Annotated in this window: 23 protein-coding genes and 1 pseudogene; 12 read left to right on the forward strand and 12 right to left on the reverse strand. The window is 61.9% G+C overall.

What is annotated here, in order from left to right:
* Positions 1-293: 293 nt before the first annotated feature.
* The gene (gene nadA, locus PPRO_RS17775; protein ID WP_011737378.1) at positions 294-1,208 is read left to right on the forward strand and encodes a quinolinate synthase NadA; all 915 of its coding nucleotides are present in this window, start codon (positions 294-296) and stop codon (positions 1,206-1,208) included.
* Positions 1,209-1,333: 125 nt separating this feature from the next.
* On the opposite strand, the gene PPRO_RS17780 is transcribed toward nadA, so the two are convergent.
* On the reverse strand, positions 1,334-1,771 hold the full coding sequence (locus PPRO_RS17780) for a hypothetical protein (protein WP_011737379.1): 438 nt from the start codon (positions 1,769-1,771) through the stop codon (positions 1,334-1,336).
* Positions 1,772-1,839: 68 nt separating this feature from the next.
* Positions 1,840-2,943 carry a DUF362 domain-containing protein gene (locus PPRO_RS17785; protein ID WP_011737380.1) on the reverse strand — a complete coding sequence of 368 codons (1,104 nt, stop codon included), beginning with the start codon at positions 2,941-2,943 and terminating at the stop codon, positions 1,840-1,842.
* Positions 2,944-3,074: 131 nt separating this feature from the next.
* On the opposite strand from PPRO_RS17785, the gene hcp reads away from it, so the two are divergent.
* The 5 genes and pseudogenes from hcp to rfaD form a co-directional block, all read left to right on the forward strand.
* Positions 3,075-4,670, forward strand: a complete 1,596-nt coding sequence (gene hcp, locus PPRO_RS17790) for a hydroxylamine reductase (RefSeq protein WP_011737381.1) — start codon at positions 3,075-3,077, stop codon at positions 4,668-4,670.
* A 162-nt stretch (positions 4,671-4,832) separates the two neighbouring features.
* Positions 4,833-5,234, forward strand: coding sequence for an HD domain-containing protein (locus PPRO_RS17795; RefSeq protein WP_011737382.1), 402 nt, complete (start codon positions 4,833-4,835; stop codon positions 5,232-5,234).
* A 58-nt stretch (positions 5,235-5,292) separates the two neighbouring features.
* Positions 5,293-6,372: an aminofutalosine synthase MqnE gene (gene mqnE / locus PPRO_RS17800; RefSeq protein ID WP_011737383.1), complete on the forward strand. Its 1,080-nt coding sequence runs from the start codon at positions 5,293-5,295 to the stop codon at positions 6,370-6,372.
* A 269-nt stretch (positions 6,373-6,641) separates the two neighbouring features.
* Positions 6,642-7,730 carry a class I SAM-dependent methyltransferase gene (locus tag PPRO_RS17805; protein ID WP_011737384.1) on the forward strand — a complete coding sequence of 363 codons (1,089 nt, stop codon included), beginning with the start codon at positions 6,642-6,644 and terminating at the stop codon, positions 7,728-7,730.
* A 154-nt stretch (positions 7,731-7,884) separates the two neighbouring features.
* Positions 7,885-8,841: pseudogene (gene rfaD / locus PPRO_RS17810) on the forward strand (ADP-glyceromanno-heptose 6-epimerase); the annotation flags it as partial.
* Positions 8,842-8,994: 153 nt separating this feature from the next.
* On the opposite strand, the gene PPRO_RS20410 reads toward rfaD, so the two are convergent.
* Genes PPRO_RS20410 through uppP form a run of 3 tightly spaced genes read right to left on the reverse strand, consistent with a single transcriptional unit; the run spans position 8,995 to position 11,144 of the window.
* Positions 8,995-9,570, reverse strand: a complete 576-nt coding sequence (locus tag PPRO_RS20410) for a DNA-3-methyladenine glycosylase I (RefSeq protein WP_011737386.1) — start codon at positions 9,568-9,570, stop codon at positions 8,995-8,997.
* A gap of 23 nt (positions 9,571-9,593) precedes the next feature.
* Entirely contained in the window at positions 9,594-10,283 is a 690-nt protein-coding gene (gene radC / locus PPRO_RS17820; RefSeq protein ID WP_011737387.1) for a RadC family protein, read from the reverse strand.
* A 39-nt stretch (positions 10,284-10,322) separates the two neighbouring features.
* On the reverse strand, positions 10,323-11,144 hold the full coding sequence (gene uppP / locus PPRO_RS17825) for an undecaprenyl-diphosphatase UppP (protein WP_011737388.1): 822 nt from the start codon (positions 11,142-11,144) through the stop codon (positions 10,323-10,325).
* 229 nt (positions 11,145-11,373) lie between these two features.
* Here uppP and PPRO_RS17830 point away from each other — a divergent pair, with 229 nt between their 5' ends.
* Complete coding sequence (locus PPRO_RS17830; RefSeq protein ID WP_011737389.1) at positions 11,374-11,994, forward strand: DUF47 domain-containing protein; 621 nt, start codon at positions 11,374-11,376, stop codon at positions 11,992-11,994.
* The gene (locus PPRO_RS17835; protein WP_011737390.1) at positions 11,987-12,988 is read left to right on the forward strand and encodes an inorganic phosphate transporter; all 1,002 of its coding nucleotides are present in this window, start codon (positions 11,987-11,989) and stop codon (positions 12,986-12,988) included. Before PPRO_RS17830 ends, PPRO_RS17835 begins: the two co-directional genes overlap by 8 nt.
* Positions 12,989-13,015: 27 nt before the next feature.
* On the opposite strand, the gene PPRO_RS17840 is transcribed toward PPRO_RS17835, so the two are convergent.
* Entirely contained in the window at positions 13,016-13,513 is a 498-nt protein-coding gene (locus PPRO_RS17840) for a DUF2062 domain-containing protein (RefSeq protein ID WP_011737391.1), read from the reverse strand.
* Between the two features lie 116 nt (positions 13,514-13,629).
* On the opposite strand from PPRO_RS17840, the gene PPRO_RS17845 reads away from it, so the two are divergent.
* From PPRO_RS17845 to PPRO_RS17855, 3 genes are all read left to right on the forward strand, one after another.
* A complete protein-coding gene (locus PPRO_RS17845; protein WP_041532412.1) occupies positions 13,630-14,943 on the forward strand; it encodes an endonuclease Q family protein in 1,314 nt (437 codons plus the stop codon).
* A 134-nt stretch (positions 14,944-15,077) separates the two neighbouring features.
* Positions 15,078-15,980, forward strand: a complete 903-nt coding sequence (locus PPRO_RS17850; protein WP_011737393.1) for a peptidylprolyl isomerase — start codon at positions 15,078-15,080, stop codon at positions 15,978-15,980.
* A 117-nt stretch (positions 15,981-16,097) separates the two neighbouring features.
* Positions 16,098-17,168, forward strand: coding sequence for a peptidylprolyl isomerase (locus PPRO_RS17855; RefSeq protein WP_083761305.1), 1,071 nt, complete (start codon positions 16,098-16,100; stop codon positions 17,166-17,168).
* Between the two features lie 103 nt (positions 17,169-17,271).
* On the opposite strand, the gene PPRO_RS17860 is transcribed toward PPRO_RS17855, so the two are convergent.
* The 6 genes from PPRO_RS17860 to PPRO_RS17885 form a co-directional block, all read right to left on the reverse strand.
* The gene (locus PPRO_RS17860; protein ID WP_011737395.1) at positions 17,272-18,012 is read right to left on the reverse strand and encodes a PleD family two-component system response regulator; all 741 of its coding nucleotides are present in this window, start codon (positions 18,010-18,012) and stop codon (positions 17,272-17,274) included.
* 83 nt (positions 18,013-18,095) lie between these two features.
* Positions 18,096-19,562 carry a bifunctional D-glycero-beta-D-manno-heptose-7-phosphate kinase/D-glycero-beta-D-manno-heptose 1-phosphate adenylyltransferase HldE gene (gene hldE, locus PPRO_RS17865; protein WP_011737396.1) on the reverse strand — a complete coding sequence of 489 codons (1,467 nt, stop codon included), beginning with the start codon at positions 19,560-19,562 and terminating at the stop codon, positions 18,096-18,098.
* Positions 19,563-19,627: 65 nt separating this feature from the next.
* Positions 19,628-20,197, reverse strand: a complete 570-nt coding sequence (gmhA, locus tag PPRO_RS17870) for a D-sedoheptulose 7-phosphate isomerase (RefSeq protein WP_011737397.1) — start codon at positions 20,195-20,197, stop codon at positions 19,628-19,630.
* Positions 20,190-21,230, reverse strand: a complete 1,041-nt coding sequence (locus PPRO_RS17875) for a glycosyltransferase family 2 protein (protein ID WP_011737398.1) — start codon at positions 21,228-21,230, stop codon at positions 20,190-20,192. Before PPRO_RS17875 ends, gmhA begins: the two co-directional genes overlap by 8 nt.
* Before the next feature lie 64 nt (positions 21,231-21,294).
* Positions 21,295-22,341, reverse strand: coding sequence for a rod shape-determining protein (locus PPRO_RS17880; protein WP_011737399.1), 1,047 nt, complete (start codon positions 22,339-22,341; stop codon positions 21,295-21,297).
* 104 nt (positions 22,342-22,445) lie between these two features.
* A complete protein-coding gene (locus PPRO_RS17885) occupies positions 22,446-23,597 on the reverse strand; it encodes an ATP-binding protein (protein ID WP_049759804.1) in 1,152 nt (383 codons plus the stop codon).
* A gap of 277 nt (positions 23,598-23,874) precedes the next feature.
* Between PPRO_RS17885 and ileS the strand changes: the two genes are divergently transcribed.
* A complete protein-coding gene (gene ileS / locus PPRO_RS17890) occupies positions 23,875-26,649 on the forward strand; it encodes an isoleucine--tRNA ligase (protein ID WP_011737401.1) in 2,775 nt (924 codons plus the stop codon).
* The last annotated feature ends 1 nt before the right edge of the window (position 26,650 follow it).

A 26,650-nucleotide genomic window follows, 5' to 3' on the forward strand; every position in this document is an offset into this window, starting at 1 on the left:
GGGTCGGGGCAACAGGGAACGACTGTACCGGAACCTGTGTATCACATCTTGTTTTTTCGGGGCGTTCCGGGTAGGATGGCCCCCTGTCGCTCTCGAACAAGGGCAACAAAGTAAAGGCCGCGGAACGCCGGAAAGAAAAGGGCGGTTTTTTCGAGTAGTTGCTTCCGCCAGAGCCCGCCCGTCGCGGTTCGCATCCGAAGGGCAACCGGCGTTTTAGGAAACCGCGGGACAAGCGCCCGCAATTTCGTGGCACTCCCGTTAATTTCAAAGCCCCTGCGAAAGGACCGTTGCAAATGAACAATGGCATCAAGGAACAGATCAGAGAGCTTCTCAAGCAGCACAATGCCGTGCTGCTGGCCCACAACTACATGCGTGACGAGGTGCAGGAGATCGCCGACATCACCGGTGACTCGCTGGCGCTCTCCATCGAGGCGGCCAAGACAGAGGCCGACGTGATCGTCTTCTGCGGCGTGCACTTCATGGCCGAATCGGCAGCCATTCTCTCCCCGGACAAGAAGGTGCTGCTCCCCCGCCTGGATGCCGGCTGCCCCATGGCCGACATGGTCGACGCCCGGGGACTGGAGGAGCTGAAGAAAAAACATCCCGGCGTGCCGGTGGTCACCTACGTCAACTCCACCGCCGAGGTCAAGGCCCACTCCGACATCTGCTGCACCTCGGCCAATGCCACCAGGGTGGTAAAGTCCCTGCCGGACAAGAAGGTCATTTTCGCGCCCGACCGTAACCTGGGGAGCTTCGTGGCCAAATCAGTGCCGGACAAGGAGTTCATCTTCTGGGACGGCTACTGCCCCACCCACGAACGCATGACCGTTGAGGCGGTGCTGGCCAAGAAGACCGAATACCCCGAGGCACTGTTCATCTGCCACCCCGAGTGCGCCCCGGCGGTGACCGCCCTGGCCGACCAGGCCTGCTCCACCAGCGCCATGTACGACTACTGCCGTGACAGCAAGGCCCGCCAGTTCATCATCGGCACCGAGGCCGGCATCCTCTACCGCCTGCGACTGGAGAATCCTGACAAGGAATTCATCCTGGCCTCGCCGGCCCTGTTCTGCCCCAACATGAAGCTGACTTCCCAGGAGGACGTGCTCCATTCGCTCAAGACCCTGACTCCGGTGGTCAGCGTACCGGAGGATATCCGCCTGAAGGCCAAGCTGGCCCTGGACCGCATGCTGGCCGTGCCCAGGGACTAGGTCGCCCAAAACCGGAGCGCGCCAGGTTCAGCCGCTCCCCCTAGACAAAAAAACGCCGCCACAGGCTCACCCATGGGGGTGCTCCTGCGGCGGCGTTTTTTTCAACCAACGGAAGGGGAGGCCGGTCAGTCGTCAACGCTATCCGCTGCCAACCCGAAGGAAGGGTCTTTTCTGCGCTTCTCGGCGAAGATGTCGGCCAACGCCTCCAGCCTGCGCAGCTCGGAACAGGCCAGCTCACCATGGGAAACCGCTTTCGCCAGGGGGGTGCCGGCTTCAGCGGAAGGCTCGATGATCTGCTCCCGCATCCATCTGCCGTATGCGCTGGCGCCGCTGGTCTCCAGCGAGTCCAGCACCCCCTCCCGCGACAGAACGGGCAGCTCCAGGGCCTGGCGCATGCGCTCCAGGTCCTCTCTCAGTTCGTCGATCGTGTCCCTGCTGGGGCTGGCCGCGTCGGCGGAAACCTGCCGTATGTTCCCCTGCTCATCGTAGCAGACCTGATAGAGTACGTAGGACGCCCTGCCCGACGGCGAATCCTGCCTGATCACGCGAAACTCTCTGTCCATACTCCCCCTCGTCACCCTGAATACTGAACAACAGAACGCATTAGCCCAGAAAAAGCGGTCGTTCAGGTTCAGATCTTGACCAGATCGTACACCCTGCTCCCCAGTCCCACCTTTTCCCCATGCTCCAGGGTTACTTCCCACGGGATGCCGGGGTGCACGCCGCGGAACTTGTCCTCTCCCGGCTCGAAGCCGCTGGAAAGGGCCGAGCCCCGGTTGCCGTGGGCCCCATTGACCAGGTCGGCGCAGGCCTGGTCCACCGCCACCGGATCAATGGAGGCGCACAACCCGATGTCGTTGACGACGGGGGCGTCGGAGTGGCCATAGCAGTCGCACTGGGGCGAGACCTGGGTGATGAAGTTGAGGAAGATCATCCTCTCCTCCTTGCCGGCTACGGCTCCCCGTGCGTACTCGGCCATCTTTCTCATCACCAGGTCGGCGGCCTCGTTCCACTGCACCTGGATGGCCCGCACCGGGCAGACCGAGATGCAGCGGCTGCAGCCGGCGCATTTCAGCGCATCGATGTAGGCGATTCCGTCGTTGATGGCAATGGCATCGTGGGCGCAGGACTTGAGGCAGAAACCGCAGCCGGTGCAGGCCTTGGCCGACACCACCGGCGCAACGGTGGAATGCTGCACCATCTTTCCCTTACGACTGGCGCAGCCCATGCCCAGATTCTTGACCGCGCCGCCGAAGCCGGTCAGCTCGTGGCACTTGAAGTGGGACAGGCAGACCAGCGAATCTGCCTCCACGATCTCCCGCCCCAGAAACACCGAGCGCAGCAGCTCCCCCCTGACCGGCACCTCGATCTCGGTCACCCCCCGCAGGCCGTCGCTGATGATCAGCGGCGCGCCCACGCAGGCATAGGCGAAGCCGTTCTCGATGCCGCAGGTCAGGGCCGAGACCGCCTCCTTGCGCTGACCGGGGTAGAGGGTGGATGAATCGGTCAGAAACGGCTTGGCACCCAGCTTTTTGATCTCTTCCACCACCCGCCGGGCAAAGACCGGGCGGATAAAGGTGTGGTTCCCTTTCTCGCCGAAATGGATCTTGACGGCGGTCAGATCCCCCTCGCTCACCCGTTGCTCCAGGCCGCACAGGGCCAGCAGCCTGGCTATCTTGTCGAACAGGTTTTCCTTGTGGCCGGTCCTCATATCCGCGAAAAAAACGGTGGACATAGACTGCTACCTCCCGAATGGCAAAAAATTGACAAAGGTCAAGGTTGTTATACGCTTTTGTGGTTACTGTCATACCACAAAACACGTCTCACCACACGGAAATGAATACAACGACCAAGGAGGAAGCGGGAATGTTCTGTAATCAATGCGAACAGGCGGCAAACGGGATTGGGTGCAACGTATCGGGCGTATGCGGCAAGAAACCGGAGGTAGCAACCCTGCAGGATCACCTGCTCTACGGCTTGAAGAGCCTTGCGCTGTACGCCGACAAGATCGGACGGCACCCCGAGATCGACCGCTTCACCATCGAGGGGCTGTTCACCACGGTCACCAACGTGGACTTTGAACCTGCTCGCATCGGCGCCATGATCAGCCAGTGTTATCAGCTTAAAGAAAAAGCCAAGGCCTCCTCCGGCGTCACCATTCCGGGCGACGTTGCCGCCTGGCAGCCTGCCACGGACCTGGCGGGCCAGATCAAACAGGGTGAAGCCTACGGCATTAACAGCCAGCACGACAACGAAGACATCCGTTCCGTGATCGAGATCCTGATGTACGGCCTGAAGGGAATGGCCGCCTACATGGACCACGCCATGATCCTGGGCAAGAGCGACGACGAGGTCATGGCCTTCTTCCAGAGGGCGCTGGCAGCCACCACCGATCCCAGCCTGGGGCTGATGGACTTCGTCAGCCTGGCTATGGAGTGCGGCAAGCACAACCTGACCGTCATGGGGTTGCTCAACACTGCCCACACCGACACCTACGGCCACCCGGTCCCCACGCCGGTACAGCTGGGCACCAGGGGAGGCAAGGGGATTCTGGTCTCCGGCCATGACCTGAAGATGCTGGAGGAGCTGCTCAAGCAGACCGAGGGGAAGGGGATCAACATCTACACCCACGGCGAGATGCTGCCGGCCCACGGCTATCCCGGCCTGAAAAAGTACGCTCATCTGGCGGGCAACTTCGGCGGCGCCTGGCAGGATCAGGCCAAGGAGTTCGCGGAGTTCCCCGGCGCCATCATCTTCAACACCAACTGCATCCAGCGTCCCGCCGAATCCTACACCGACCGCCTGTTCACCTGGGGCCTGGTGGCCTGGCCCGGCATCACCCACATTGACGGCTGGGACTTCTCCGCCCTGATCAACAGGGCACTGGAATGCCCGGACCTGCCGGAGAACCCGGGCAAGGAGATCCTCACCGGCTTCGGCCACAACGCCGTGCTGGGTGTGGCCGACAAGGTCATCGACGCGGTCAAGAGCGGTGCCATCAAGCACTTCTTCCTCATCGGCGGCTGCGACGGCGCCAAGTCGGGGCGCAACTACTACACCGAGTTCGCCGAGAAGCTCCCGCAGGACACGGTCATCCTGACCCTGGCCTGCGGCAAGTACCGCTTCAACAAGCTGGACTTCGGCGACATCGGCGGCATCCCGCGCCTGCTGGACATCGGCCAGTGCAACGACGCCTACTCGGCCATCCAGATCGCCGTGGCTTTGGCCGGCGCCTTTGGCTGCGGCGTCAACGACCTGCCGCTCTCCATGATCCTCTCCTGGTACGAGCAGAAGGCGGTGGTCATCCTGCTGACGCTTTTACACCTGGGAATCAAGAACATCAAACTGGGGCCGACCCTGCCGGCGTTCATCACCCCCACCGTGCTCAGCTTCCTGGTGGAGAACTTCAACATCGGCCCGATCACCACGGCCGAGGCTGACATCAAGGCCATTCTGGGATAAACGGAAGATCAGACAGCCGTGATCATCAACGAACGCCCCACGCCTATTGCGCGGGGCGTTCGCTTTTCTGGATGGTGCGCAACGGCGAGTGACAGAAGTAGACGGGGCATGCTACAAAGGGCTTGGGATGATTCGGAATCAATGGCGGGGGAGGGCAGGGATATGGATCATTTCAAGGCAAGGATCGCAAAACTGCTGGTGGAGTTCTTCGGAAACGACTACCGCCGAATAAACCATGCCCTGGAGGTGCTGAAGTACGCGGAGAAGATCCGCGACGATGGCCAGGAGTGCGATTACGAGATCCTGGTGGCCGCAGCACTGCTGCACGACATCGGCATCAAACGCTCCGAGGAGCTGCACGGCTACAACAACGGTAAGACCCAGGAGGAATACGGCCCCCCCATAGCCCGTGAGCTGCTGCAGGAGATCGGCTTCCCCGCGGACAAGACGGAAACCGTCTGCCGGATCATTGGCAATCACCACTCCCCCTCGCGCCATGACTATACGGAGCTGAAGATCCTCAAGGAAGCCGACCGGATCGTGAACAGGCTGGAGGGGGACTGAACGCCGTACCCTACAAATACCTTGAACCGGCGGGTATGTTTGACGTAGACTTCCCCCCATGCCCACCCTGGAAACAATAAAAGCCAACATCCGTGAAAACCGCCGCATCTCCGCCCAGGAGGCGCTGGCCCTGTTCGCCTCCAACGACCTGCTGGCCATGGGCGAGATGGCGGCCCTGGCCAACGAGCGCAAGAACGGCAAAAACGTTTTCTTCAACGTCAACCGCCACATCAACCCCAGCAACATCTGCGTCAACCGCTGCGCCTTCTGCGCCTTCTACCGGACCGCCGACCAGGAGGGGGCCTACACCCTGACCACGGAGGAGATCTGCCACAGGGCGGTGGAGGCCCAGGCCAGCGGCGCCACCGAACTGCACATCGTCGGCGGGCTGCATCCCGATCTCCCCTTCCCCTTTTACGAAGAAACCCTCTCCGCCCTGCGCCGCGCCGCGCCAGACCTGCACATCAAGGCATTCACCGCCGTTGAGATCGACTACTTCAGCTGCATCTCGGGCCTCAGCCTGGAGCAGGTGCTGGAGCGCTTGAAGGCTGCCGGACTCGGCTCCATGCCCGGCGGCGGCGCGGAGATCCTGGTGGAAGAGGTGCGCCGCAAAATCTGCCCGGAGAAGATCTCCGGGGCGCGCTGGCTGGAGGTAATCGCCACTGCCCACCGTGCCGGACTGAAAACCAACGCCACCATGCTCTACGGCCATCTGGAAACGGTTGCCGACCGGGTGGCCCACATGGAGATGCTGCGCGACCTGCAAGACCGGACCAACGGTTTCCAGGCCTTCATCCCGCTGGCCTTCCAGCCGGAAAATTCTGACCTGAAGCTGGGCATCAGCGGTACCTCCGGCCTGGACGACCTGAAGACCCTTGCCATCTCGCGCATTTTCCTGGACAATTTCGACCACATCAAGGCCTACTGGGTCATGCTGGGGGAGAAGATCGCCCAGGTGTCGCTGGCCTTCGGGGTCAACGACCTGGACGGGACCGTGATCGAGGAGAAGATCGGCCACGACGCCGGTGCACCTTCCCCCCAGTCGCTGACCAAGAGCGCCATCATCCGCCTGATCAAACGGGCCGACAAGGTCCCGGTGGAACGGGACACGCTCTACCGGCCGCTGGCCAGCTACTGACGACAAACCGCATATTCCCACCACAAGAGCGCAGCAATCACGACGATATCATTTTTTTCGGATTTCCCTTCACCCGCCAAAGATCCTGCTCTCCTGCGTATCTGGGGTCACTGTCTTGAATTGTTCCTGCAAAACCATATTCGCGAAAAAACAGGTGGATAAACAAAGCACTCGAATCAACTGTGTGGCGAAACATGATTATGGAACAACTATTTGGTCTCTTTGCGTCTTCGCGCCTTTGCGTGAGATGAATTGCCGCTTTTAGGGTTATGATCTCCTTCGCCCCCTCCCTCGATCCGGCTGTCGCCACTGAAAACCTGTCCCTGATCCTGTCACCCCGGATGCGGTCGGAGCTGTTCCACGACCACATCCAGCGTCTGGGCGACATGTTCGACGCCTTTGTCCGTGCCTGTCCGCCTCCCTGGCCCGCCCCTGGGCTGGCGCTCACCCCGGAAATCCACTTTCAGAGCGAACTCTGGCTACCGCTGGCACTGATTGGACCCGCCTTCCGCCGACTCTATCGCCATGTCCTGACCTGGCCGCCGGTCCTCTCCAGCACCCCCTTCGCCAGTTCCCTCAGCTGGGCCGGGATCATCTCCCTGTTCCCACCCGATTCGGGCTGGCCGGTCAACCCGGCCCTGCTGCTGGAGCGGCTGCTGGACGACAGGCGCCTCCGCCTGGAATTTGTCTGCTGGTCATTCATGCCGCGCCGCTTCTACGGCAACGGCTCGAACCGCTATCCCGGTCAGACGGAGTTCATCCGCCACTGGCTCAGGGAACGACGGCAGAGGGGAGGGGAACTGCGCTGCCTGGACGCGGCCTGCGGCGATGGTGGGGCAAGCTATGCCCTGCTGCGGCTGATGCTGGAGCAGGGATGGCCAACGGAGAGCCTGCGGGTCGAAGGGTGGACCCTGGATCCCCTGGAGGTCTGGTCAGCCGCCCACGCCCGTTTCCCCCTGGACCCGCTCCGGCAGAGCGCCTTCCGCGAGGCGCTGGCGCCGCTGTTCGAGCAGGACTGCCACGGGCGCCTGCACTTCAGGGCAGTGGACCTGGAGGAAATCCCGGCGGGGGATGAACGGTTCGACCTGATCATCTGCAACGGCCTGCTGGGAGGGCCGATCAGCAATCATCCTCAGTCCATGGAGCGCATCGCGCGAAATCTTGCGAGGCTGCTGCGCCCCCATGGCATGCTGCTGGTGGCGGACCATTTTCACGGCGGCTGGAAAAAGAGTGTCCCCGTGGAGACGATTCAGGAGTTGCTCGGGGCGTGCGGTCTGCATGTGATCAGGGCAGGCGAGGGGATCGCCGGAGTCAGGGAGCGTTCGTGTCACGCGTGTCCGGCCGTGCGTCGGGAATGAGTTCCCTTCCGAAACATGACACCCACCGGCAGCCACCCTTGCCACGCCCATTCAGATGTTCATCGTCCCCAAGGGAACGTGTGCCGGTTGACAGCGCAAATCCCATGGGTTATGAACAAGGCTGTACTCGAAACCAACAGCAGGGGAGACAGGAATGATAATCGTAACCGGTGGCGCGGGCCTGATCGGCAGCGCCGTGGTACACAGACTCAACCAGCTGGGCCGGGAAGACATCCTGGTGGTGGACCATCTGGAACACTCGGACAAGTGGCGGAACCTGGCGCCGCTGCGCTTCATGGACTACATGGAGAAGGATGATTTCGAGGCGCGCCTGGATGCCGGCTCCCTGCAACGCAAGCCCCTGCGGGGCGCAGGCGGGGTGGAGGCTGTCCTGCACCTGGGGGCCTGCTCGGCCACCACGGAAACTGATGCCAGCTACCTGGCCAAAAACAACTTCGAGTACACCCGCAAGCTGGCCCTGGTCGCCCTGGAAACCAACGCGCGCTTCATCTACGCCTCCAGCGCGGCCACCTACGGCAACGGCGAGAACGGATTCGAGGACGAGGAGCAGGACCTGCCGCGCCTGCGGCCCCTGAACGCATACGGCTACTCCAAGCAGCTCTTCGACCTGTGGGCGCTGCGCCACGGACTTCTGGGCAAGATCGCGGGACTGAAGTACTTCAACGTCTTCGGCCCCAATGAGCAGCACAAGGGGGAGATGCGCTCCCTGGTACTGAAAGCCTACGAGCAGATCATGGAGAGCGGAACATTACGGCTGTTCAAGTCCCATCGCCCCGACTACGCCGACGGCGAACAGGTGCGCGACTTCATCTACGTCATGGACGCGGCCGCCGCCACCGTCCATTTCCTGATCAACCGCCAGGCAAACGGCATCTTCAATATCGGCGGCGGCGGCACGGTCAGCTGGAACAGGCTGGCAACGGCCGTGTTCAGCGCCATGGGGCGGCCGGTCAACATCCACTACATCGACATGCCGGAATCGATCCGCGACACCTACCAGTACCGCACCTGCGCCGAGACAGCCAAACTGCGCGCGGCCGGTTTCAGCGAGGAGATCAGCACGGTGGAGGAGGGGGTCAGGGATTACATCCAGAACTACCTGATGCCCGGAAAGCGTTTGGGGGGACTAGGTTGGTTCAGCGGTACTGTCGAAGCTTTTAAAAAGCAGAGGATTTGGCACACAAGGCGCTTCTACGAAGACACAATCAGTGCGCCCCGTTTTCCACCATGGAAGCGGGGCGTTTCAATTCCCCCCCAGCTCTTGCCAGCGGAAGCAGGCGCTGGTGTGGTCGTTGACCATGCCCACCGCCTGCATGAAGGCATAGCAGATGGTGCTGCCAACAAAGGAAAAGCCGCGCCGCCTCAGGTCGCGGCTTACGCAATCGGAGAGAGGGGTACTGGCCGGCACCTGCGTTAGATCGCTCCAGGCGTTCTGGATCGGCCCGCCATCCACGAAGCGCCACAGGTAGGCGTCGAAGGAGCCAAACTCTTCCTGAACCGCCAGGAAGGCGCGGGCATTGGTGATTGCCGAGGCAACTTTCAGCCGGTTGCGCACGATGCCGGGATTTGCCAGCAGCTCCGCCGCCCTGACATCGTCGAAGCGGGCCACGCGCTCGGGATCAAAACCATCAAAAGCAACCAGGTACGCCTCCCGCTTGCGCAGGATGGTGATCCAGGAGAGCCCGGCCTGGGCCCCCTCCAGAATCAGGAACTGGAACAAGAGCCGGTCGTCATGAACCGGCACCCCCCACTCGCAATCGTGGTAGGCGCGGTAGAGCGGATCATCGCCAGCCCAGGCGCAACGGATTAAATCACTCACTCCTCACTCCTCATTCTTCACTCCTACAGCACCCCGCGCTCAACGAAACTGAGGTACTCCCCGTCGCCGATGATGATGTGATCCAGCACGCGGATGCCCATGATTTCGCCCGCTTCCTTCAGACGGCGGGTGATGGCGATATCCTCCTGGCTGGGTGTCGGGTCACCGGTGGGATGGTTGTGCACCAGGATGACGGCCGCGGCCGACTCTTTCACCGCCTGGCAGAACACCTCGCGGGGGTGGACGATGCTCTGGTTCAGCGATCCCTCGGACACCTGCACCCGGCGGATGATGCGATTCTTGCCGTCCAGCAGCAGCACCAGGAAGTACTCCCTGCGGCAGTCGCGCAGTTCATAATGGAAGTAATCGAATACCTGGCGGGGAGAGGTGAAGCGGTCCAGGTTCTCCAGCCTGCGCCCCTGGAAACGGGACGCCAGGGTGAAGGCCGCCTTGACTCCTGCCGCCTTTGCCATCCCCATTCCCTTGATGGCGGTGATCTCGGCCATGTCGGCGCTCCCCAGCTCACGCAGGCTGGAACCGAAGAGGCTGATCAGTTCCCGCCCCAGGTCGATGGCGCTCTTCCCGGTGGCGGTATCGCCGGTGCGGATGATCAGCGCCAGCAGCTCCGCGTCGCTGAGACTGGCCGCGCCCTTTCTGAGCATCTTCTCCCGCGGCCGTTCATCCTCCGGCCACTCTCTGATTCCTGGGCACATCAGCCAACCCTCCCTGCGGGAGAGTATACCAGAGTCCGGCTACCCGCTGATCCCGGTCAGGATTACCGACACCACAGCCCCGCCGGCAATGAGTCGATACCAGACAAAGGGGGCGATGCTGCGCTTCTGCACGAAGCGCAACAGGAAGGCGACGCTGATGTAGCCGGTTACGGCCGAGGAAACGATTCCGGCCGCGAGCGGCAATCCTTCTCCGGCCGGAATACCCTGATCCAGCAGGTGTAGCATCTTGAACAGGGCCGCGCCGGCCACGATGGGCAGCGACATGAGGAAGGAGAAGCGCGCAGCCCCCACACGGTTAAAGCCGAGCATCAGCCCTGCGGTGATGGTGATGCCGGAGCGGGAAACTCCCGGGATCAGCGCCAGACACTGGAACAGGCCGATGACAAGAGCATGTGAAACCGTCACCTGGGCCATGAAACGCCGCTTGCGGCCGAACAGGTCCGCCAGCCCCAGGCCGACGCCGAACAGGATCAGGAACAGCCCGATCAGCAGGGGACGGGAGCGGAACAGCTCCTCAATCTGGGTCTCGAACAGCTTTCCCACCAGGGCGGCCGGAACGGCGGAGGCGATCACCAGAAAGGGGAGCCGCCGGGCCGGTGTATCCAGGGAACGATGCTTCACGGCATCGATGGTGGAGACAGCCATGTCAACGATATCCCGTCGGAAATAGACCACCAGCGCCAGGAAGGTGCCCAGATGCAGGGCAACGTCGAAGGTCAGTCCCGATTCGGGCCACCCCAAAAGCCAGGGAACGAGGATCAGGTGGGCGGAGCTGCTGATGGGAAGCACCTCGGTGACCCCCTGTAGGGCGCCGAGAATCAGGGCGTGAAGCAGATTCATGAATGAGGATTCCTTCCGGTAGGTTATGCACTGCGCACCTAGAGAGTGGTCCGGGCTGCGGTCAGGATACGGCAAGACGCCCTTAAAGGCAATCGACACGAGCTATCATCTCAATTGTGCTACGAAATCGTGTCAGGCCGGTGACATTTTACTGGGAAGGAACTGAAAATCATGCTATGAGTGCTAGGTTTTCATATCACGTTCCACAGCAGCACAGAGGAGGCACGACATGTTCGGACTTATCCCCAAAGATGAGAAATTCTTCAAGCTTTTCAAAGACATGACGGAAAACATCATCGAGGGGGCAAAACTGCTCAAGGACATGCTGGACAACTTCGAAAATCCAGCCGAGAGCCAGCGCAACATCAAGGAACTGGAGCACAAGGGCGACGCCATCACCCACTCCATTATCAAGAAGCTCAACACCACCTTCGTCACACCGCTGGACCGCGAGGACATCTACGAACTGGCTTCCAAGCTGGACGACATCCTCGACCTGATCGACGTCTGCGCACAGCGGGTGATCATGTACAACGTGGAGAGCATCCCGCCCCAGGCAAAATCCCTGGGTTTCATCATCTTGCAGTCCTGCATCGTGGTGGACAAGGCGGTTGCCATGCTGGGCAAGCAGTCCAACGAACAGCTCTTCGCCCTCTGCGTGGAGATCAATGCCCTGGAGAACGAGGCCGACCGGGTCTGCCGCGAGGCGATCAGCGTCCTTTTCGATGAAGAGAAGGACCCCTTCCAGCTGATCAAGTGGAAGGAGATCTACGAAACCCTGGAGAAAGCCACCGACAAGTGCGAAGACGCCGCCAATATCCTGGAAAGCGTGGTGGTAAAGAATGCTTGAGTCGAGCTTTGTGATGCTCTGCCTGGTCATAGCCGCCGCGCTGGCCTTCGACTACATCAACGGCTTTCACGACACGGCCAACGCCATAGCCACCTGCGTCTCCACCCGGGCCCTCTCCATCAAGGCCGCCATTTTCATGGCAGCCACCCTGAACTTCGCCGGCGCCATGGTCTCCACCAAGGTGGCCTCCACCATCGGCAAGGGGATCGTGGACGGCGCCAACATCACCCAGATGGTAGTGCTGGCCGGTATCCTGGGGGCGATTATCTGGGATCTGGTCACCTGGTACTATGGACTCCCCTCCTCCTCCTCTCACGCCATTATCGGCGGCATCATGGGCTCGGTATTCGCCCACGCCGGCCTGGCTGCCCTGAAGTTGGACGGACTCAAGATCATCGTCCTGGCCCTGGTGCTCTCCCCCATCCTGGGCACCCTGATCGGGTTCCTGTTCATGCTGGCCATCTACTGGACATTCAGGAACAGCGCCCCCGGCGGCCTCAACAAGGTTTTCCGCCACCTGCAGGTGGCCTCGGCCGCCTTCATGGCCTTTTCCCACGGCATGGCCGACGCCCAGAAATCCATGGGCGTGATTACCCTGGCCCTTGTCAGCTACGGATTTCTCAAGACATTCTCCGTTCCCTGGGAAGTCATGGTGGCCTGCGCAACGGCCATGGCCCTGGGTACGGCCGGTGGAGGATGGCGCATCATCAAGACCGTGGGGCGTGACTTCGTCAAGCTGCAACCGGTGCACGGCTTCTGCGTCGAAACCGCATCGGCCGGCGTCATCATGGGCGCCGCCGCCTTCGGCATGCCCACCAGCACAACCCATGTGATCACGTCCACCATCCTGGGGGTGGGGCTCTCCAAGCGGATTACCGCGGTCAACTGGAAGGTGGCCCAGCGCATCGTTATCGCCTGGGTCCTGACCATCCCGGCCTCCGCCTTGGTCTCCTACCTCACCTACCAGGTACTGAGCCCGATCCTGGGCAAGTAGAACTGGGGACGGGCCCCCGGGTCCGTCCTACTCCAACTCCTCTCCCACCTCTTCCATCTCCCGGGTCAACTCGGCCAGAGTAGCATCCTTGCGCCGGGAAAAAACCACCAGAGCGTAACAGATGAAATAGGCGGCAACCGCCGCCGCAAAACCGATCAGCGAGCATCCCAGCAGGAGCGGCTCGGCATGGTTGAGCAGAAGCGTCCTGATACTCTGCCAGTCCAGGCCGGCCAGGTGAAACGACGTCGCGGGACGCCCCAGAACAAAGGCGCCCAGCTTGTAGCTGGCGAACAGGGAAGGGATGACCGTCAGGGGGGTATTGACCCAGGCACCAGCCAGGCAGGTCAGTTTATTGAGCCGGAACAGGAAAGCCACGGCCACGGCCAGCACCGTGTGCATTCCCGGTATGGGGGGGGTGAAGCTGATGAAGACACCGGCGGAGAAGCCGGCCGCGATATGGCCGGGATGGCTGTCAAGGGAGAGGATCTCCTTGATCCTGTGCGTGATCTTGTCTCTGTTGAACATGGGTCGGGCAAGTCTAAGGCTTCTGCGGGCTGCTTGCAATCTCTAAATGATCAGCCCCGGGGCGAGCGCCGGATATCTCTTCTCCATCGGTGCGTCTTCTGCTAAGATGCCGTCCCATGGACTACGCCGCCGACCTGCACATCCACTCCCCCCATTCTCGGGCCACCAGTCCGGACTGCAGCCCGGCCAGGTTGGCGGCCTGGGCGCGCATCAAGGGAATCCAGGTTGTCGCCACCGGCGACTTCACCCACCCGGCCTGGTTCCAACGCCTGAAGGATGAGCTGACACCTGCCGAGGCCGGGCTGTTCCGCCTGAGAGACGAGAGGCCCCTGCCATCCCCCCTGCCGGGTGCGGCTCCGGCGGCCTCCACCCCGGTGCGTTTCATGCTCTCCGCCGAGATCAGCTGCATCTACAAGCGCCACGGCGCGGTCAGGAAGGTCCACAACCTGCTCTACGTTCCCGACTTCTCCTCCGCCGAGCGGATCAACAGGCGCCTGGCAGGCATCGGTAACATCGTCTCCGACGGCCGCCCGATCCTGGGACTGGACAGCCGCGACCTGCTGGAGATCCTGCTGGAACTGGCTCCAGAAGGGTTCCTGGTGCCGGCCCACATCTGGACACCCTGGTTCTCCCTGTTCGGCTCCCGCTCCGGCTTCGACCGTATCGAGGAGTGCTTCGGCGATCTGACCGGGCACGTATTCGCCCTGGAGACCGGCCTGTCGTCCGACCCGGACATGAACCGTACCATCTCTGCCCTGGACCGTTTCGCCCTCATCTCCAACTCCGACTGCCATTCGCCGTCAAAACTGGGGCGCGAGGTAAACCTCTTCTCCACCGGGCTGGATTTCTTCTCCCTCCGCGACGCCATCAGGGGCAACCAACGGGAGACCTTCCCCGGAACGGTGGAGTTTTTCCCCGAGGAGGGGAAGTACCATCTGGACGGTCATCGTTCCTGCGGCATCCGCCTCACCCCCTCCGAGACCCGCGCCCTGCCCGGCATGCGCTGCCCGGTCTGTGGCACGCCGCTCACCGTGGGGGTGCAGCACCGGGTGGAGGAGTTGGCCGACCGCTCCGCGCCGCTCTACCCTTCCGACGCGCCCCAGGTTTTCAGCCTGATCCCCCTGCCCGAGCTGCTGGCCGAGCTCCTGGGGGTTGGCCCCACATCCAAGCAGGTCATGGAGCAGTACTCGCGGACCATCGCTCTGTTCGGCTCCGAGTTCGCGCTCTTGCTCCGCACTCCGGTTGAGGAGATCGGGCGGGCCGCTCCGCTTCTGGCCGAGGCGATAAGCCGCATGCGCCAGGGGAGGGTAATCCGCCAGCCCGGTTTCGACGGCCAGTTCGGCGTCATACGGCTCTTCGGGCAGCAGGAGTTGAACCGCCCCACGGGGCGGCGAAAGAGCGACCGGGTCCAGCTGTTCAGCGAGCGCTGAGCGGACCGGCTGCCCCCCGTTTTCCGGCCAGGTCAGGTCCGGCCGGCAGGCCAGAAAGCGCTTGAAAAGGCAGGGACGGTATGATAATTTTTGAAAAATTTTCATAAAACAATGAGCTGCAAAAGGAGTCTGCTGTGAACAGCATCACGAGAACAAAATGTATAGCCGTTGCGCTCTGCTCTGTCGCTCTCTTCGCCTGCCAGGGAACACCCGGTTCCTCCACGGCGACAAAGCAGGAGGGACAGGTTCTTGCCGAGGTTAACGGCAAGAAGATCACCAGTGGCGATTTCAGCCGTGAAGTCAAGAATCTCCCGGAGTACCTGCGGGCCATGGCCACGACCCCCCAGGGGCGCAAGGAGATGCTGGACACCATGGTGATCCGTGAGCTGATCCTGCAGAAAGCCTCCAAGGACGGCCTGGACAAGGGGCCGGAGATCGAGGAGAAGTTGCAGGAGCTGAAAAAGCGCCTGATCGTGGAAGCTTTTCTGAAGAAAAAGGTAGAGACCGACGCCCAGATCTCCGATGCCGACCTGAAGAAGTTCTACGACCAGAATATCGACAAATTCAAGGCTGGCGAGCAGATCAGGGCCAGCCACATCCTGGTGAAAACTGAGAAGGAAGCCAAGGAAATCCTAGCACAGCTCAAGGGGGGCGCTGCGTTCGAGGAACTGGCCAGGAAGCACTCCGTGGATTCCTCTTCCGCCAAGGGGGGCGATCTGGGATGGTTCGGCAAGGGCGCCATGGTTCCGGCCTTTGAACGTGCCGCCCTGGCCCTCAAGGAGGGGCAGGTATCGGACGTGGTCAAATCCGACTTCGGCTTCCACATCATCAAGCTGACCGGCAAGCGTCCCGCCGGCACGCGCCCCTTCGACGAGGTCAAGGACCAGATCAAGGCGGCTCTCATGCCGTCCAAGCAGCAGGAGATCTTCCAGAAGATCAAGGATGAGCTCAAGAAGAGCGCCAAGATCACGGTCAAGGAAGATGCGCTGAATGCCATGAGCGAACCGGCACAACCGGCCGTGCCGGAAAAGAAGTAGTTGATCCTGTCCGGAATCGCCTCTTCACATCACTCTGACTGAGTTCACGGCAAAAGGGTGGGGCTGTACGTGCTCACCCTTTTGCTGCATGTTACGCACTGGAGAAAAAGCCACCCTATGAAACGAACCGTTTTTGCCCTGCTGCCCGTCTGCCTCTGCCTGCTGCCCCTTGGTGGATGCGCGAAAAAACAGGCGCTTGTGAAAGACACACCGCTGTCAACGGTGGTCAAGGTGGAGCAACCCGCAACGGCTCCCCAGCCGATCACCGTACCCGGAAAACTGCTCAACGCCGTTGCCGCCATCGTCAACGACGAGATCATCACCCTCTACGAGGTCAATCACGAGGCGCAACCGCTGATCCGTGAAGGCGAGAAAAAGGGGAGCATGAACGACGAGGAACGGAAACGCATCCGTCGCGCCGCCCTGGACGGTCTGGTGGAAAAGAAACTGGTGGAGCAGAAGATCAAGGAGCTGAACATCAAGATCGGCGATGACGAAATCAACCAGGCCATTGATGATGTGAAGCGCCAGAACAACCTGGATCAGGAGGGTTTGGTGAAGGCGCTGGCCAGCCAGGGGCTCTCCTATGACCAGTACAAGAGCCAGCTCAGGGAACAGCTGGAACGGCTCAGGCTGGTCAGCATGGAGGTGCGCTCAAGGATCCAGGTGGGCGAGTCCGAAGTTCGCGCCTATTACAACGAAAACCTGGCAACCTACAGCGAAGATGAGACCTTCCGCGCCCGGCACATCTTCTTCAAGACCAACGAGAAGGCGCCTGCAGAGGAGATCAAGCGTACCATGAACACGGCGCTGATGGTGCTGGCCGAGGCCAAGAGCGGCAAGGACTTCGCCGAACTGGCCAGGACCTATTCCGAGGACCCGGCAGCAAAAAAGGATGGCGGCGACCTGGGCAGCTTCAAGAAGGGGGACATGCAGCCGGAACTGGAGCAGGCCATTCTCGGCATGAAGCAGGGCGAAGTCAGTGAACTGGTCTACACCCCCCTGGGATTCCACCTGATCAAGCTGGAGGCGCGCACCCCCGGCACCCCCAAACCGCTGGAGAGCGTCAAATCCGAGATCGAGGAGACGATTTACCGCAAAAAATCCGAGGAGCGCTTCAAAAAGTGGGCAACCGAGATGCGCGCCAAGGCGAGCATCGAGCTGAAGGAGTTGCCGGGGTACCTGTAACAGACACGGCAACTTTTCAGCTGAAACGAAGACAGCCTTTCATCACGGCATATCCTGTGATGAAAGGCTGTCTTTTTATGCGGCAGGGGGAAACGGGCGTCGTCTACTCGCGACGCCGCAGGTGGGCCAGGAACTGCTCGCGGGTGAGTTCCTTCTTGCTGACCAGGTTGGCGACTTCACGACTCATGGCGCTCTTCTCGCCCTCTTTCATATCATCCTTGAGCAGCGCGAAGATGGGGGTGTTGCTGCTGTAGGGATAGTGGCGGAATTTTTCCAGCAATTCGAAGACGGTCATATCCGGCAGCATCAGGGAGGCAAAGGCCATGTAGCGGGGATGGATGGAGGTCAGGGCCAGGGTCTCCTTGCCGGTGTAAGCCTTGACCACCTCGAAGCCTAAGGATTCGATCGCCTTGGAGAGTTTCTCCTCGCCAGTGCGGGAAACCACCAGCGCCTGCAGGTCCCAGGTCTCCGCATCCTCGGTCAGGCCGAAAACAGCCAGACGGTCAAAGAGGTGATTCTCATCCACCGGCAGGGTAAAAAAGCCAGCCACCGGGAAAACGCCGCCCACCTTGCCGGTTTCACTGAGGAAAACCGGCAGCACCGGTATGTTGCGGGTGAGCGGATCATTCTTGATCCGGAGCAGCAGCCCCCAGCCATCATCGGAGAAGGGCGAAATGTCCAGCACGATGCCCAACGGTCGTTCGTCTCCCAGATTTTCAATCCGTTCGGGACGGTTGCGGTACCCTCCGGCTGCCAGGTAGGAGCTGAGCAACCGCTCACGCCCCGTGCCGGGCGCGACGCCCATTATCCACAATTCCCTGTTGTTGGCGGTTTCCGGATCCATAACTGCTCCTGTTCACTGAATATCATGAAAAGCTGCTACGTGTTTTATCCCATAAACCACGGATAAGACAAGGGGCAAATCCTTCAGGAATAGCGCTCCAGGACCCGTTCGATGATGTTGGTGGTGGATTTCCCGTCCACGAACGACACCAGCTCCACCCGGCCGCCGTAGCTCTCCACCAGTTCCCTGCCCACCACGCCCTCGGGGGTGTAATCCCCCCCCTTGGCCAGGATATGCGGTTTCAGGGCGGCGATCAGCTCCAGCGGCGTGTCCTCCTCGAAGATCACCACGTAGTCGATGCAGTCCAGCGCCGCCAGGATGTGGGCCCGTTCCTGCTCGCCTATCAGCGGGCGTTTCTCACCTTTCAGCCGCCGCACCGATGCGTCGCTGTTCAGCCCCAGCACCAGCAGATCCCCCAGGGTGCGGGCCTTCTGCAGATACTTGACATGACCGGCATGCAGCAGGTCGAAGCAGCCATTGGTGAAGACGATCCGCTTGCCGCGGGCCTTCTCGGCCTCGATCAGCACAGCCAGCACGTCGCGGTTCTTGATCTTTGAATCGCTGTCGCTGTGGGCCAGGGCCACGGCATTGATGATCTCCGCCGGCGCCACCGTCGATGTCCCCAGCTTGGCAACGGCGATTCCGGCGGTGATGTTGGCCAGCCGGGCCGCCTCGATCATCTCCATGCCGGCAGCCATGCCGGCGGCCAGAGAGGCCAGCACGGTATCGCCGGCGCCGGAGACATCGAAGACCTCCCGTGCCACGGTGGGGATATGCATCGGCGCGGCCGAACGGGAGAAGAGGGACATCCCCTCTTCACTGCGGGTGATCAGCAAATGCTCCAGGCCGACCCGCTCCATGATCACACCGGCGGCCCTGACCAGGGATTCGATATCATGGATGGCTATGCCCGAAGCTGCCTCGGCCTCCCTGCGGTTGGGGGTCAGCAGGGTAGCGCCGCTGTAGCGGGAGAAATCGGTACCCTTGGGGTCGACCAACACCGGAATAGCTCCTGGCCGCGCCGCCGCCAGGGTGGCGGAGATCACCCCGGGGGTCAGCACCCCCTTCTGGTAGTCGGAGAGCAGGATCACATCGAACCCTCCTGCGTTGGCCGTGATCCAGTCGCTGACCCTACGCTCGACTTCCGCGGAGAGCGGAACGCGCGACTCGCGGTCGATCCTGACAATCTGCTGGTGGGCGGCCACCACGCGGGTCTTGCGGCTGGTGCGGCGGGTTGCGTCGAGAAAGATGGCATCGGTGGCCACTCCCCTGCGGCCGAAGGCCTCCAGCAGTGCCTGGCCGTTGTCGTCGTCGCCCACCACCGAGCAGACCGTCACCTCGGCACCCAGTTCCACCAGGTTGTTGACCACATTGCCGGCCCCCCCCAGACGCATCTCCTCGCGGACCACATCCACCACCTGCACCGGTGCTTCGGGTGATATCCGTTCGGCCTTGCCCCACAGATATTCGTCCAGCATCAGGTCGCCGATCACCAGACAGTTTGCAGTCCGTATCCTGTTGAAGATCGATTCAATCGATTTGCGATCCATACTCACTCCGTTCCGGCTTCGGGCTCTTCAGCCGAAAACCTCTTGGCCCTGAACCCTGTACCGCCTCAGGCAAACAACGCCTTCTCCACCAGGTCGCAGACGATATGGATGATGGTGATGTGCCCCTCCTGGATGGTAGGGGTGTCCAACGAAGGGACCACCAGGGCCAGGTCACACAACGACCTGATACTGCCGCCATCCCGCCCCAAAAGCCCCATGGTTCGGCACCCCCGCTCCCTGGCCAGCTGTAAGGCGCTGCGCACGTTGGGGGAGTTACCACTGGTGGAGATGCCCAGCACCACATCGCCTGCCTGGGCCAGCGCTTCAACCTGGCGGCGGAACACGGCGTCGAAGCCGTAGTCGTTGCCAAGGGCGGTGAGGATGGAGCTGTCGGTGGAGAGTGAGATGGCCGGCAGGGCCCTGCGCTCCATCTTGAAGCGCCCCACGATCTCCGCCGCCAGGTGCTGGGCATCGGCAGCCGAACCGCCGTTACCCATCACCAAAAGCTTGTTGCCCTTTCTGAACGCCTCTACCAGCTGTGCCGCCATGTCGGCCATCAGCGGCGGCATGTCCCGCGCGATCAGTTCAAAGAGCGCCCGGCGGGACTTGAGCTGGGTCGTTATGTCATCAAGCATGGGCACTCCTCCCGTAGTGGGCGTTGTCGGGGAAATCCAGATCGCGGGCCATGTCGCCGAAGGGGAGCAGCGCTGCACCCTCGCCAAAACCGGATCCGGCTGCGTCCGATACCCTGATCATCTCCGGATAATCGTCGCAGACGCGGCGCAGGGCGCGCTGTGGCATCAGGCGCGACAGGACGCGCAGCCGGATGGAGGTATGCAGACTGTCCCACCCCAGGCAACGGAACTGGGCCGCCTGTCCGGCGTGCAGCACAAGGGTGAAGCGGTGCCCCCGGCGAGCACCGGCCAGTATGGTTTCAATGGCGTCGGCCAGGCTTTCGGCCGCCACGCCGCGGCCGAAGTAGACGCCGTAGTGCCTCCCCTCGCCCCAGCGCTCAATGCACCTGTTCCTGCTGGCCTGGACAAGCTCCCGGCGGCGTGCGTCGGAGCCGAGCACGGGGGCAACAGCGCAGACGACCGTGGAAGCGGAGGTGACACAGGTGCGATAGCCCCTGCTGGCGGCGCGGCTAACGTAGTCGTGCAGGCACCACTGGCCGCCATCCAGCTTTTCGTCGAAACCGCCCAGCAGCATGTACAGCTCCGTCCGCAAGGCCAGGGTGGAAAAGGAGACGTCGAAGGTTTCCATCCTGCTGCAGCCGCGCGCCAGCGGGGGAGGGAAGGGGGCGCCCGGGCCGCTGAAGAGCGGCGAGGCCAGGCCGGCATCGGCGGCCTCCACCAGCCCTTCCAGCCACCCCTCGGACACGGTGACATGGGGGCGTACGATCACGGCGCAGTCGCCATCGGAACGGCTCAGGCCCATGTTGATGGCAGGCACCAGCCCCAGATTGCGGTCAGAGGAGATGAAGAGACAGTTCTCGCCCAGCGGCTCGGAGAATTCCTCCAGCACCAGTTGGGTCTGACGATCGCTGCCGTTGTCAACGATAATCAGGCGCACACCCGGGGAGTGGGTCAGGATGGCGCTCAGACAGGCGCGGGCTTGGAAGGGGCTGTTCCAGACAGGGACGATGATATCGATGGAGGGAGAGGGCATACACACAGGGGGTGCGGCCGGAGCGGGGATGCCGCTCCGGCCGTCGTTCAGCCGAAAGAGAGGATCAGGAGGAAATGGAGACGCGGCGCAGCAGGTCCAGCTCGTCCAGCACCTTGCCGGAGCCGAGCGCCACGCAGTCCAGCGGGTTCTCGGCGATCAGCACCGGCACCTTGGTCACATCCCGCAGCAGCATGTCCAGGTTGCGCAGCAGGGCGCCGCCGCCGGCCAGAAAAATCCCCTTGTCCACGATGTCGGCGGCCAGCTCCGGCGGGGTCTTCTCCAGACAAATGCGCACCGTGTCGACGATGGAGTTGACCGCTTCCCTCAGCGCCTCGCGGATCTCGTCGGAATTGACCTCGATGGTCTTGGGGATGCCGGAGACCAGGTCGCGCCCCTTGACCTGCTTGGTCAACAGCTCCGGACCGGGATAGGCTTCGCCGATCTCGATCTTGATCGACTCCGCCATGCGCTCACCGATCTGCAGGTTGTACTTCTTGCGGATGAACTGGATGATGGACTCATCCATCTTGTCACCGCCCATGCGGGTTGACTGGGCAAAGACGATGCCGGCCAGGGAGATGACCGCCACCTCGGTGGTACCACCGCCGATGTCCACGATCATGTTGCCCGAGGCCTCGGTGATCGGCAGGCCGGCGCCGATGGATGCCGCCATGGGCTCTTCCACCAGATAGACCTCACGGGCACCGGCCGACTCGGCCGATTCCTTGACGGCGCGCTGTTCCACCTGGGTGATGCCGGAAGGTACGCAGATCACCACCCGCGGGCGGACCAGGGTCTTGCGGTTATGCACCTTCTGGATAAAGTAGCGCAGCATCTCCTCGGTGATGTCGAAGTCGGCGATAACCCCATCCTTAATGGGGCGAATGGCGGTGATGGAGCCGGGGGTGCGGCCCAGCATCTGCTTGGCCTCCATGCCGACCTTGAGCACCATCTGGCGGCCGTTGGGCATGCGCTGCACGGCAACCACCGACGGCTCCCGCACGACGATCCCCTTGCCACGCAGGTAGACCAGCGTATTGGCGGTCCCCAGGTCGATGGCCAGGTCATTGGAGAAAAATCCGAACAGGTAATCCAGAATATTTTTAAGCATCGGTATGCGATCCTTTCTTCGACGCGCTATGACGGAATAAGATCAAAAAAAATAACAGAGGAAACGGGCAAATGCAAGGAGTAATACTCTCCAGAACCCCCTGCTCAGACCTCGATCCTGAACTCCGCGCCGTCATCCATGTTGCGGGCCGTAAGCCTCCCCTCGAAGCTCTTCTCGATGATGGCCTTGGACATGTACAGACCGATGCCGGTACCCTTGCCCTGCTCCTTGGTCGTGAAATAGGGATCGAATATCCTGGGCAGCACATCTTCGCGGATGCCGCCTCCGTTATCGCGGATGGTGACCACCGCACGCCGGTTCTCCCGGAATATAGTGATACAGATCAACGGCCGGGGCACCCTGCGCTCCAGCAGCACATCCTTGGCATTGTTGAGGATGTTGAGCAGCGCCTGCATGTATTCGCTGGGGTATCCCTCCGTCCTGACGTCCGGCTCCTCCCGACACTGGACGTTGATGCCGCTGTTCTTCAGGCCGGGAAGCAGGAAATCCAGCGAACGGGCCACCATCTCGTTTACCACGAAACTCCTGCGCAGCTTGTCCTGATGGAAGAAGTTGCGGAAATCGTCGATGGTCCGGGACATGAAGGCGATGACGTCCATGGCGGTGCCGACTTCCGCTGCCATCTGCTGGGCATCCATCTCACCCGCTTCATACTGCAATTGCAGGTTCTGGATGATCAGGCCGATGTTGTTCAGCGGCTGGCGCCACTGGTGGGCTATGTTGTTGATCATCTCCCCCATGGCCGCCTGCCTGCTCTGCTGGATCAGCAAGCGGTCCTTCTGGCGCAGTTCGTCCACCGCCTGGGAGACGCGCTGCTCCAGGGAGCGGTTCAGCTCCTCCAGCTGCTGCTGTTTCAGCGCCAGCGACTGCTCGGCCCGCTTGCGCTCGGTGATATCCACCGCCACACTCCCCAGCAGGGTTTCCCCTCCCGGCATGGGCAGGGGAAACTTGTAGATCTCGAAGATACGGTCGTCTCCGTAGCTGTCACGGATCGTGCACTGCACCAGCAGCAGTCCCTGGGCGAGCGCCTGGTGATCGTTTTCGGCCATGACCGCGGCCACATCGGGAGCAAAAAGCTGCTCGGCGCTCTTGCCGGTCACGTCCTCGCAGTCCATGAGCAGCTTCATGTACTCGTTGACGAACAGATAGCGGCCGGAAGGATCCTTGATGGAAACCGCCAGGGGCAGATGTTCCAGGAAACGGGAGAAGCGGAGCACAAGGTCCGCGGTTGACATTCCCCTTCCACCCGGTGTGCCACCAGGGCTCGCCGCAGTTCGATATTCTTCCCTGCTGATGTTTTGTCTGTGCATGGCCATCCCCCGCCGCAACGTCCGAACGCTCTACACATAAAGCGTTTATAATAGTACCAATAGGCGCTGAAAACACAATGAATCCGGCGTATTTTCCCTGGTGTCCCGCCGCCCGCTCCTGCGTCCCTTTCCTTGACATTTAAGCGGTATCTCTGTAATTTAGGCTGATTTTACACAGAATTACCAGTGAGGAGATCGTTTCATGGAATACAAGGATACTCTCAACCTGCCCCAGACCGGATTTCCCATGAAGGCCAACCTGCCCCAGCGCGAACCGGAAACGCTCGCCGCGTGGGAGGAAAACGACCTGTATAGCGCCATGGAAGCCGCAGGGAAGGATAGGCCGCTCTTCGTCCTGCACGACGGTCCCCCCTATGCAAACGGCCATATCCACATCGGCCACGCCCTCAACAAGGTGCTCAAGGACATCGTGCTCAAGGTCAAGCGCATGGAGGGGTTCCATGCCCCCTATGTGCCGGGATGGGACTGCCACGGCCTACCCATAGAACTGCAGGTGGAAAAGAACCTCGGCTCCAAGAAGCACCAGATCTCCAAGCTTGAAATGCGCAGACTCTGCCGCGAATACGCCGCAAAATTCGTGGCCATCCAGCGCGACGAGTTCAAGCGGCTGGGGATCCAGGGAGACTGGGAGAATCCCTACCTGACCATGAAATACGAATATGAGGGACGCACCGCCGCCGAGCTGGCAAAATTCGCCCATAACGGCGGCCTGTACCGCGGCCGCAAGCCGGTGCACTGGTGCTCCTCCTGCGTGACCGCCCTGGCCGAGGCCGAAGTGGAGTACGCCGACCACAGCTCACCTTCCATTCATGTGCGCTTCCCGCTCGTGGACGACGTCTCCGCGACAATCCCCGCCCTGGCAGGCAGGCAGGCCTACGTGGTGATCTGGACCACCACCCCCTGGACCATCCCGGCCAACCTGGCCATTGCCATGCACCCCGAGTACGACTACGTCGCCCTGGAAACCGAGCAAGGGGTACTGATCGTGGCCGAGGGACTGAAAGAGAGCTTCCTGGCCGAAACCGGCCTCAGCGGCCAGGTCATCGCCACCTTCTCCGCAACCGCCCTGGAACGCAAACGCTGCAAACACCCCTTTTACGACCGCGACTCCATCATCCTGCTGGGCGAGCATGTTACCCTGGAGGCCGGCACCGGCTGCGTCCACACCGCCCCCGGCCATGGCCAGGAGGACTATGAGCTGGGACTGAAAGAGGGGCTGGAGATCTACAACCCGGTGGACAACCACGGCAAATACCTCTCCACCGTGGAGTTCTTCGGCGGCCAACAGGTCTTTAGCGCAAACCAGAGCGTGATCGACAAGCTGACCGAGGTGGGAGCGCTGCTGAAGACATCCACCATAAGCCACTCCTACCCCCACTGCTGGCGCTGCAAGAAGCCGATCATCTTCCGCGCCACCGAGCAGTGGTTCATCAGCATGAAGAGCAACGACCTGCGCGCCAAGGCTCTGGAGGCCATCGGCCAGGTGCAGTGGATTCCCAAATGGGGCCGCGAGCGGATCCACGGCATGATCGAGAACCGTCCCGACTGGTGCGTATCGCGCCAACGCTCCTGGGGGGTTCCCATCACCGCCTTCTCCTGCACGGCTTGCGGCGAATACCTGGCCGACGGCGCCATCATGGACCATGTGGCCGGGATTTTCGCAACCGAGAGTTCCGACGTCTGGTTCGACTGGGACGCGGACCGGCTCCTGCCGCAGGGAACCGTCTGCCCCAAGTGCGGGGCGACCGCATTCGAGAAGGAGAACGACATCCTGGACGTCTGGTTCGATTCCGGCGTCTCCCACGCGGCCGTGCTGGAGGACAGCCCCGCACTGCGCTCGCCGGCCGACCTGTACCTGGAAGGGAGCGACCAGCATCGCGGCTGGTTCCACTCCTCGCTCCTGGAGAGCGTGGGCACCCGCGGCAGCGCCCCCTACAAAAGCGTGCTGACCCACGGCTTCGTGCTGGACGGCCAGGGGCGCAAGATGAGCAAATCCATGGGCAACGTGGTGGCTCCCGAGGATGTGATCAAGAAGTTCGGCGCCGATATCCTGCGCCTGTGGGTCGCGGCCCAGGACTACCGCGACGACAACCGCATCTCCCAGGAGATCCTGACCCGCGTGGCCGAGGCCTACCGCCGCATCCGCAATACCTGCCGCTACATCCTGGGCAACATCAGCGACTTCAACCCCGAGACCCAGACGGTTCCGTTCGCCGACATGCCCGAGATCGACCGCTGGGCACTGCACCAGCTGGAACTTTTGAAGGAGCGGGTGCTGAACGCCTACCGCGACTATGAATTCCACGTCATCTACCAGGATGTCACCTCCTTCTGCTCGGTGGAGATGAGCGCCTTCTACCTGGACATCCTCAAGGACCGCATGTACACCAGCAGGGCAGGCTCCCTGGAGCGCCTCTCCGCCCAGACGGTCATGTACCGCATCCTGGACACCCTGGTGCGACTGCTGGCGCCGGTGCTCTCCTTCACCAGCGAAGAGGTCTGGCGCTACATGCCGGCCAGGGCGGAGGAGAGCGTGCACCTGGCCTCCTTCCCCACGCTGAACCCGGAGTGGCGGGACGACCTGCTGGCCGCCCGCTGGGAACGGATCATCAGGGTGCGCGCCGACGTATCCAAGGCGCTGGAACTGGCCAGGGCGGCAAAGACCATCGGCCACTCCCTGGACGCCGCCGTCACCATCGCCGCTCCCGAGGAGCTGCTCGGGTTCCTGCGTGGCTACCAGTGGCAGCTGCAGAGCATCTTCATCGTCTCCAAGGTGGAGCTGACGGACAGCCTGGAGGGAGACTGCTGGGATTCCGAGTCAACCGCCGGTCTCAAGGTGCGGGTTGGCGCGGCGCCGGGTGAGAAGTGCGAGCGTTGCTGGTGCTACAGCGAGGAGCTGGGCACGGACGCCGGTCACCCGACCATCTGCCCCAAATGCACCGCCGCGGTCATTTGAC

Origin of the sequence: Pelobacter propionicus DSM 2379 (assembly GCF_000015045.1) — a bacterium.
Lineage (GTDB): Bacteria > Desulfobacterota > Desulfuromonadia > Geobacterales > Pseudopelobacteraceae > Pseudopelobacter > Pseudopelobacter propionicus.

What these genes read in the sequence shown, in the direction of transcription:
- nadA (WP_011737378.1), top strand. Translation starts at nt 294, where the DNA reads ATGAACAATGGCATCAAGGAACAGATCAGAGAGCTTCTCAAGCAGCAC.
- PPRO_RS17780 (WP_011737379.1), bottom strand. Translation starts at nt 1,771, where the DNA reads ATGGACAGAGAGTTTCGCGTGATCAGGCAGGATTCGCCGTCGGGCAGG.
- PPRO_RS17785 (WP_011737380.1), bottom strand. Translation starts at nt 2,943, where the DNA reads ATGTCCACCGTTTTTTTCGCGGATATGAGGACCGGCCACAAGGAAAAC.
- hcp (WP_011737381.1), top strand. Translation starts at nt 3,075, where the DNA reads ATGTTCTGTAATCAATGCGAACAGGCGGCAAACGGGATTGGGTGCAAC.
- PPRO_RS17795 (WP_011737382.1), top strand. Translation starts at nt 4,833, where the DNA reads ATGGATCATTTCAAGGCAAGGATCGCAAAACTGCTGGTGGAGTTCTTC.
- mqnE (WP_011737383.1), top strand. Translation starts at nt 5,293, where the DNA reads ATGCCCACCCTGGAAACAATAAAAGCCAACATCCGTGAAAACCGCCGC.
- PPRO_RS17805 (WP_011737384.1), top strand. Translation starts at nt 6,642, where the DNA reads ATGATCTCCTTCGCCCCCTCCCTCGATCCGGCTGTCGCCACTGAAAAC.
- radC (WP_011737387.1), bottom strand. Translation starts at nt 10,283, where the DNA reads ATGTGCCCAGGAATCAGAGAGTGGCCGGAGGATGAACGGCCGCGGGAG.
- uppP (WP_011737388.1), bottom strand. Translation starts at nt 11,144, where the DNA reads ATGAATCTGCTTCACGCCCTGATTCTCGGCGCCCTACAGGGGGTCACC.
- PPRO_RS17830 (WP_011737389.1), top strand. Translation starts at nt 11,374, where the DNA reads ATGTTCGGACTTATCCCCAAAGATGAGAAATTCTTCAAGCTTTTCAAA.
- PPRO_RS17835 (WP_011737390.1), top strand. Translation starts at nt 11,987, where the DNA reads ATGCTTGAGTCGAGCTTTGTGATGCTCTGCCTGGTCATAGCCGCCGCG.
- PPRO_RS17840 (WP_011737391.1), bottom strand. Translation starts at nt 13,513, where the DNA reads ATGTTCAACAGAGACAAGATCACGCACAGGATCAAGGAGATCCTCTCC.
- PPRO_RS17845 (WP_041532412.1), top strand. Translation starts at nt 13,630, where the DNA reads ATGGACTACGCCGCCGACCTGCACATCCACTCCCCCCATTCTCGGGCC.
- PPRO_RS17855 (WP_083761305.1), top strand. Translation starts at nt 16,098, where the DNA reads ATGAAACGAACCGTTTTTGCCCTGCTGCCCGTCTGCCTCTGCCTGCTG.
- PPRO_RS17860 (WP_011737395.1), bottom strand. Translation starts at nt 18,012, where the DNA reads ATGGATCCGGAAACCGCCAACAACAGGGAATTGTGGATAATGGGCGTC.
- hldE (WP_011737396.1), bottom strand. Translation starts at nt 19,562, where the DNA reads ATGGATCGCAAATCGATTGAATCGATCTTCAACAGGATACGGACTGCA.
- gmhA (WP_011737397.1), bottom strand. Translation starts at nt 20,197, where the DNA reads ATGCTTGATGACATAACGACCCAGCTCAAGTCCCGCCGGGCGCTCTTT.
- PPRO_RS17875 (WP_011737398.1), bottom strand. Translation starts at nt 21,230, where the DNA reads ATGCCCTCTCCCTCCATCGATATCATCGTCCCTGTCTGGAACAGCCCC.
- PPRO_RS17880 (WP_011737399.1), bottom strand. Translation starts at nt 22,341, where the DNA reads ATGCTTAAAAATATTCTGGATTACCTGTTCGGATTTTTCTCCAATGAC.
- PPRO_RS17885 (WP_049759804.1), bottom strand. Translation starts at nt 23,597, where the DNA reads ATGTCAACCGCGGACCTTGTGCTCCGCTTCTCCCGTTTCCTGGAACAT.
- ileS (WP_011737401.1), top strand. Translation starts at nt 23,875, where the DNA reads ATGGAATACAAGGATACTCTCAACCTGCCCCAGACCGGATTTCCCATG.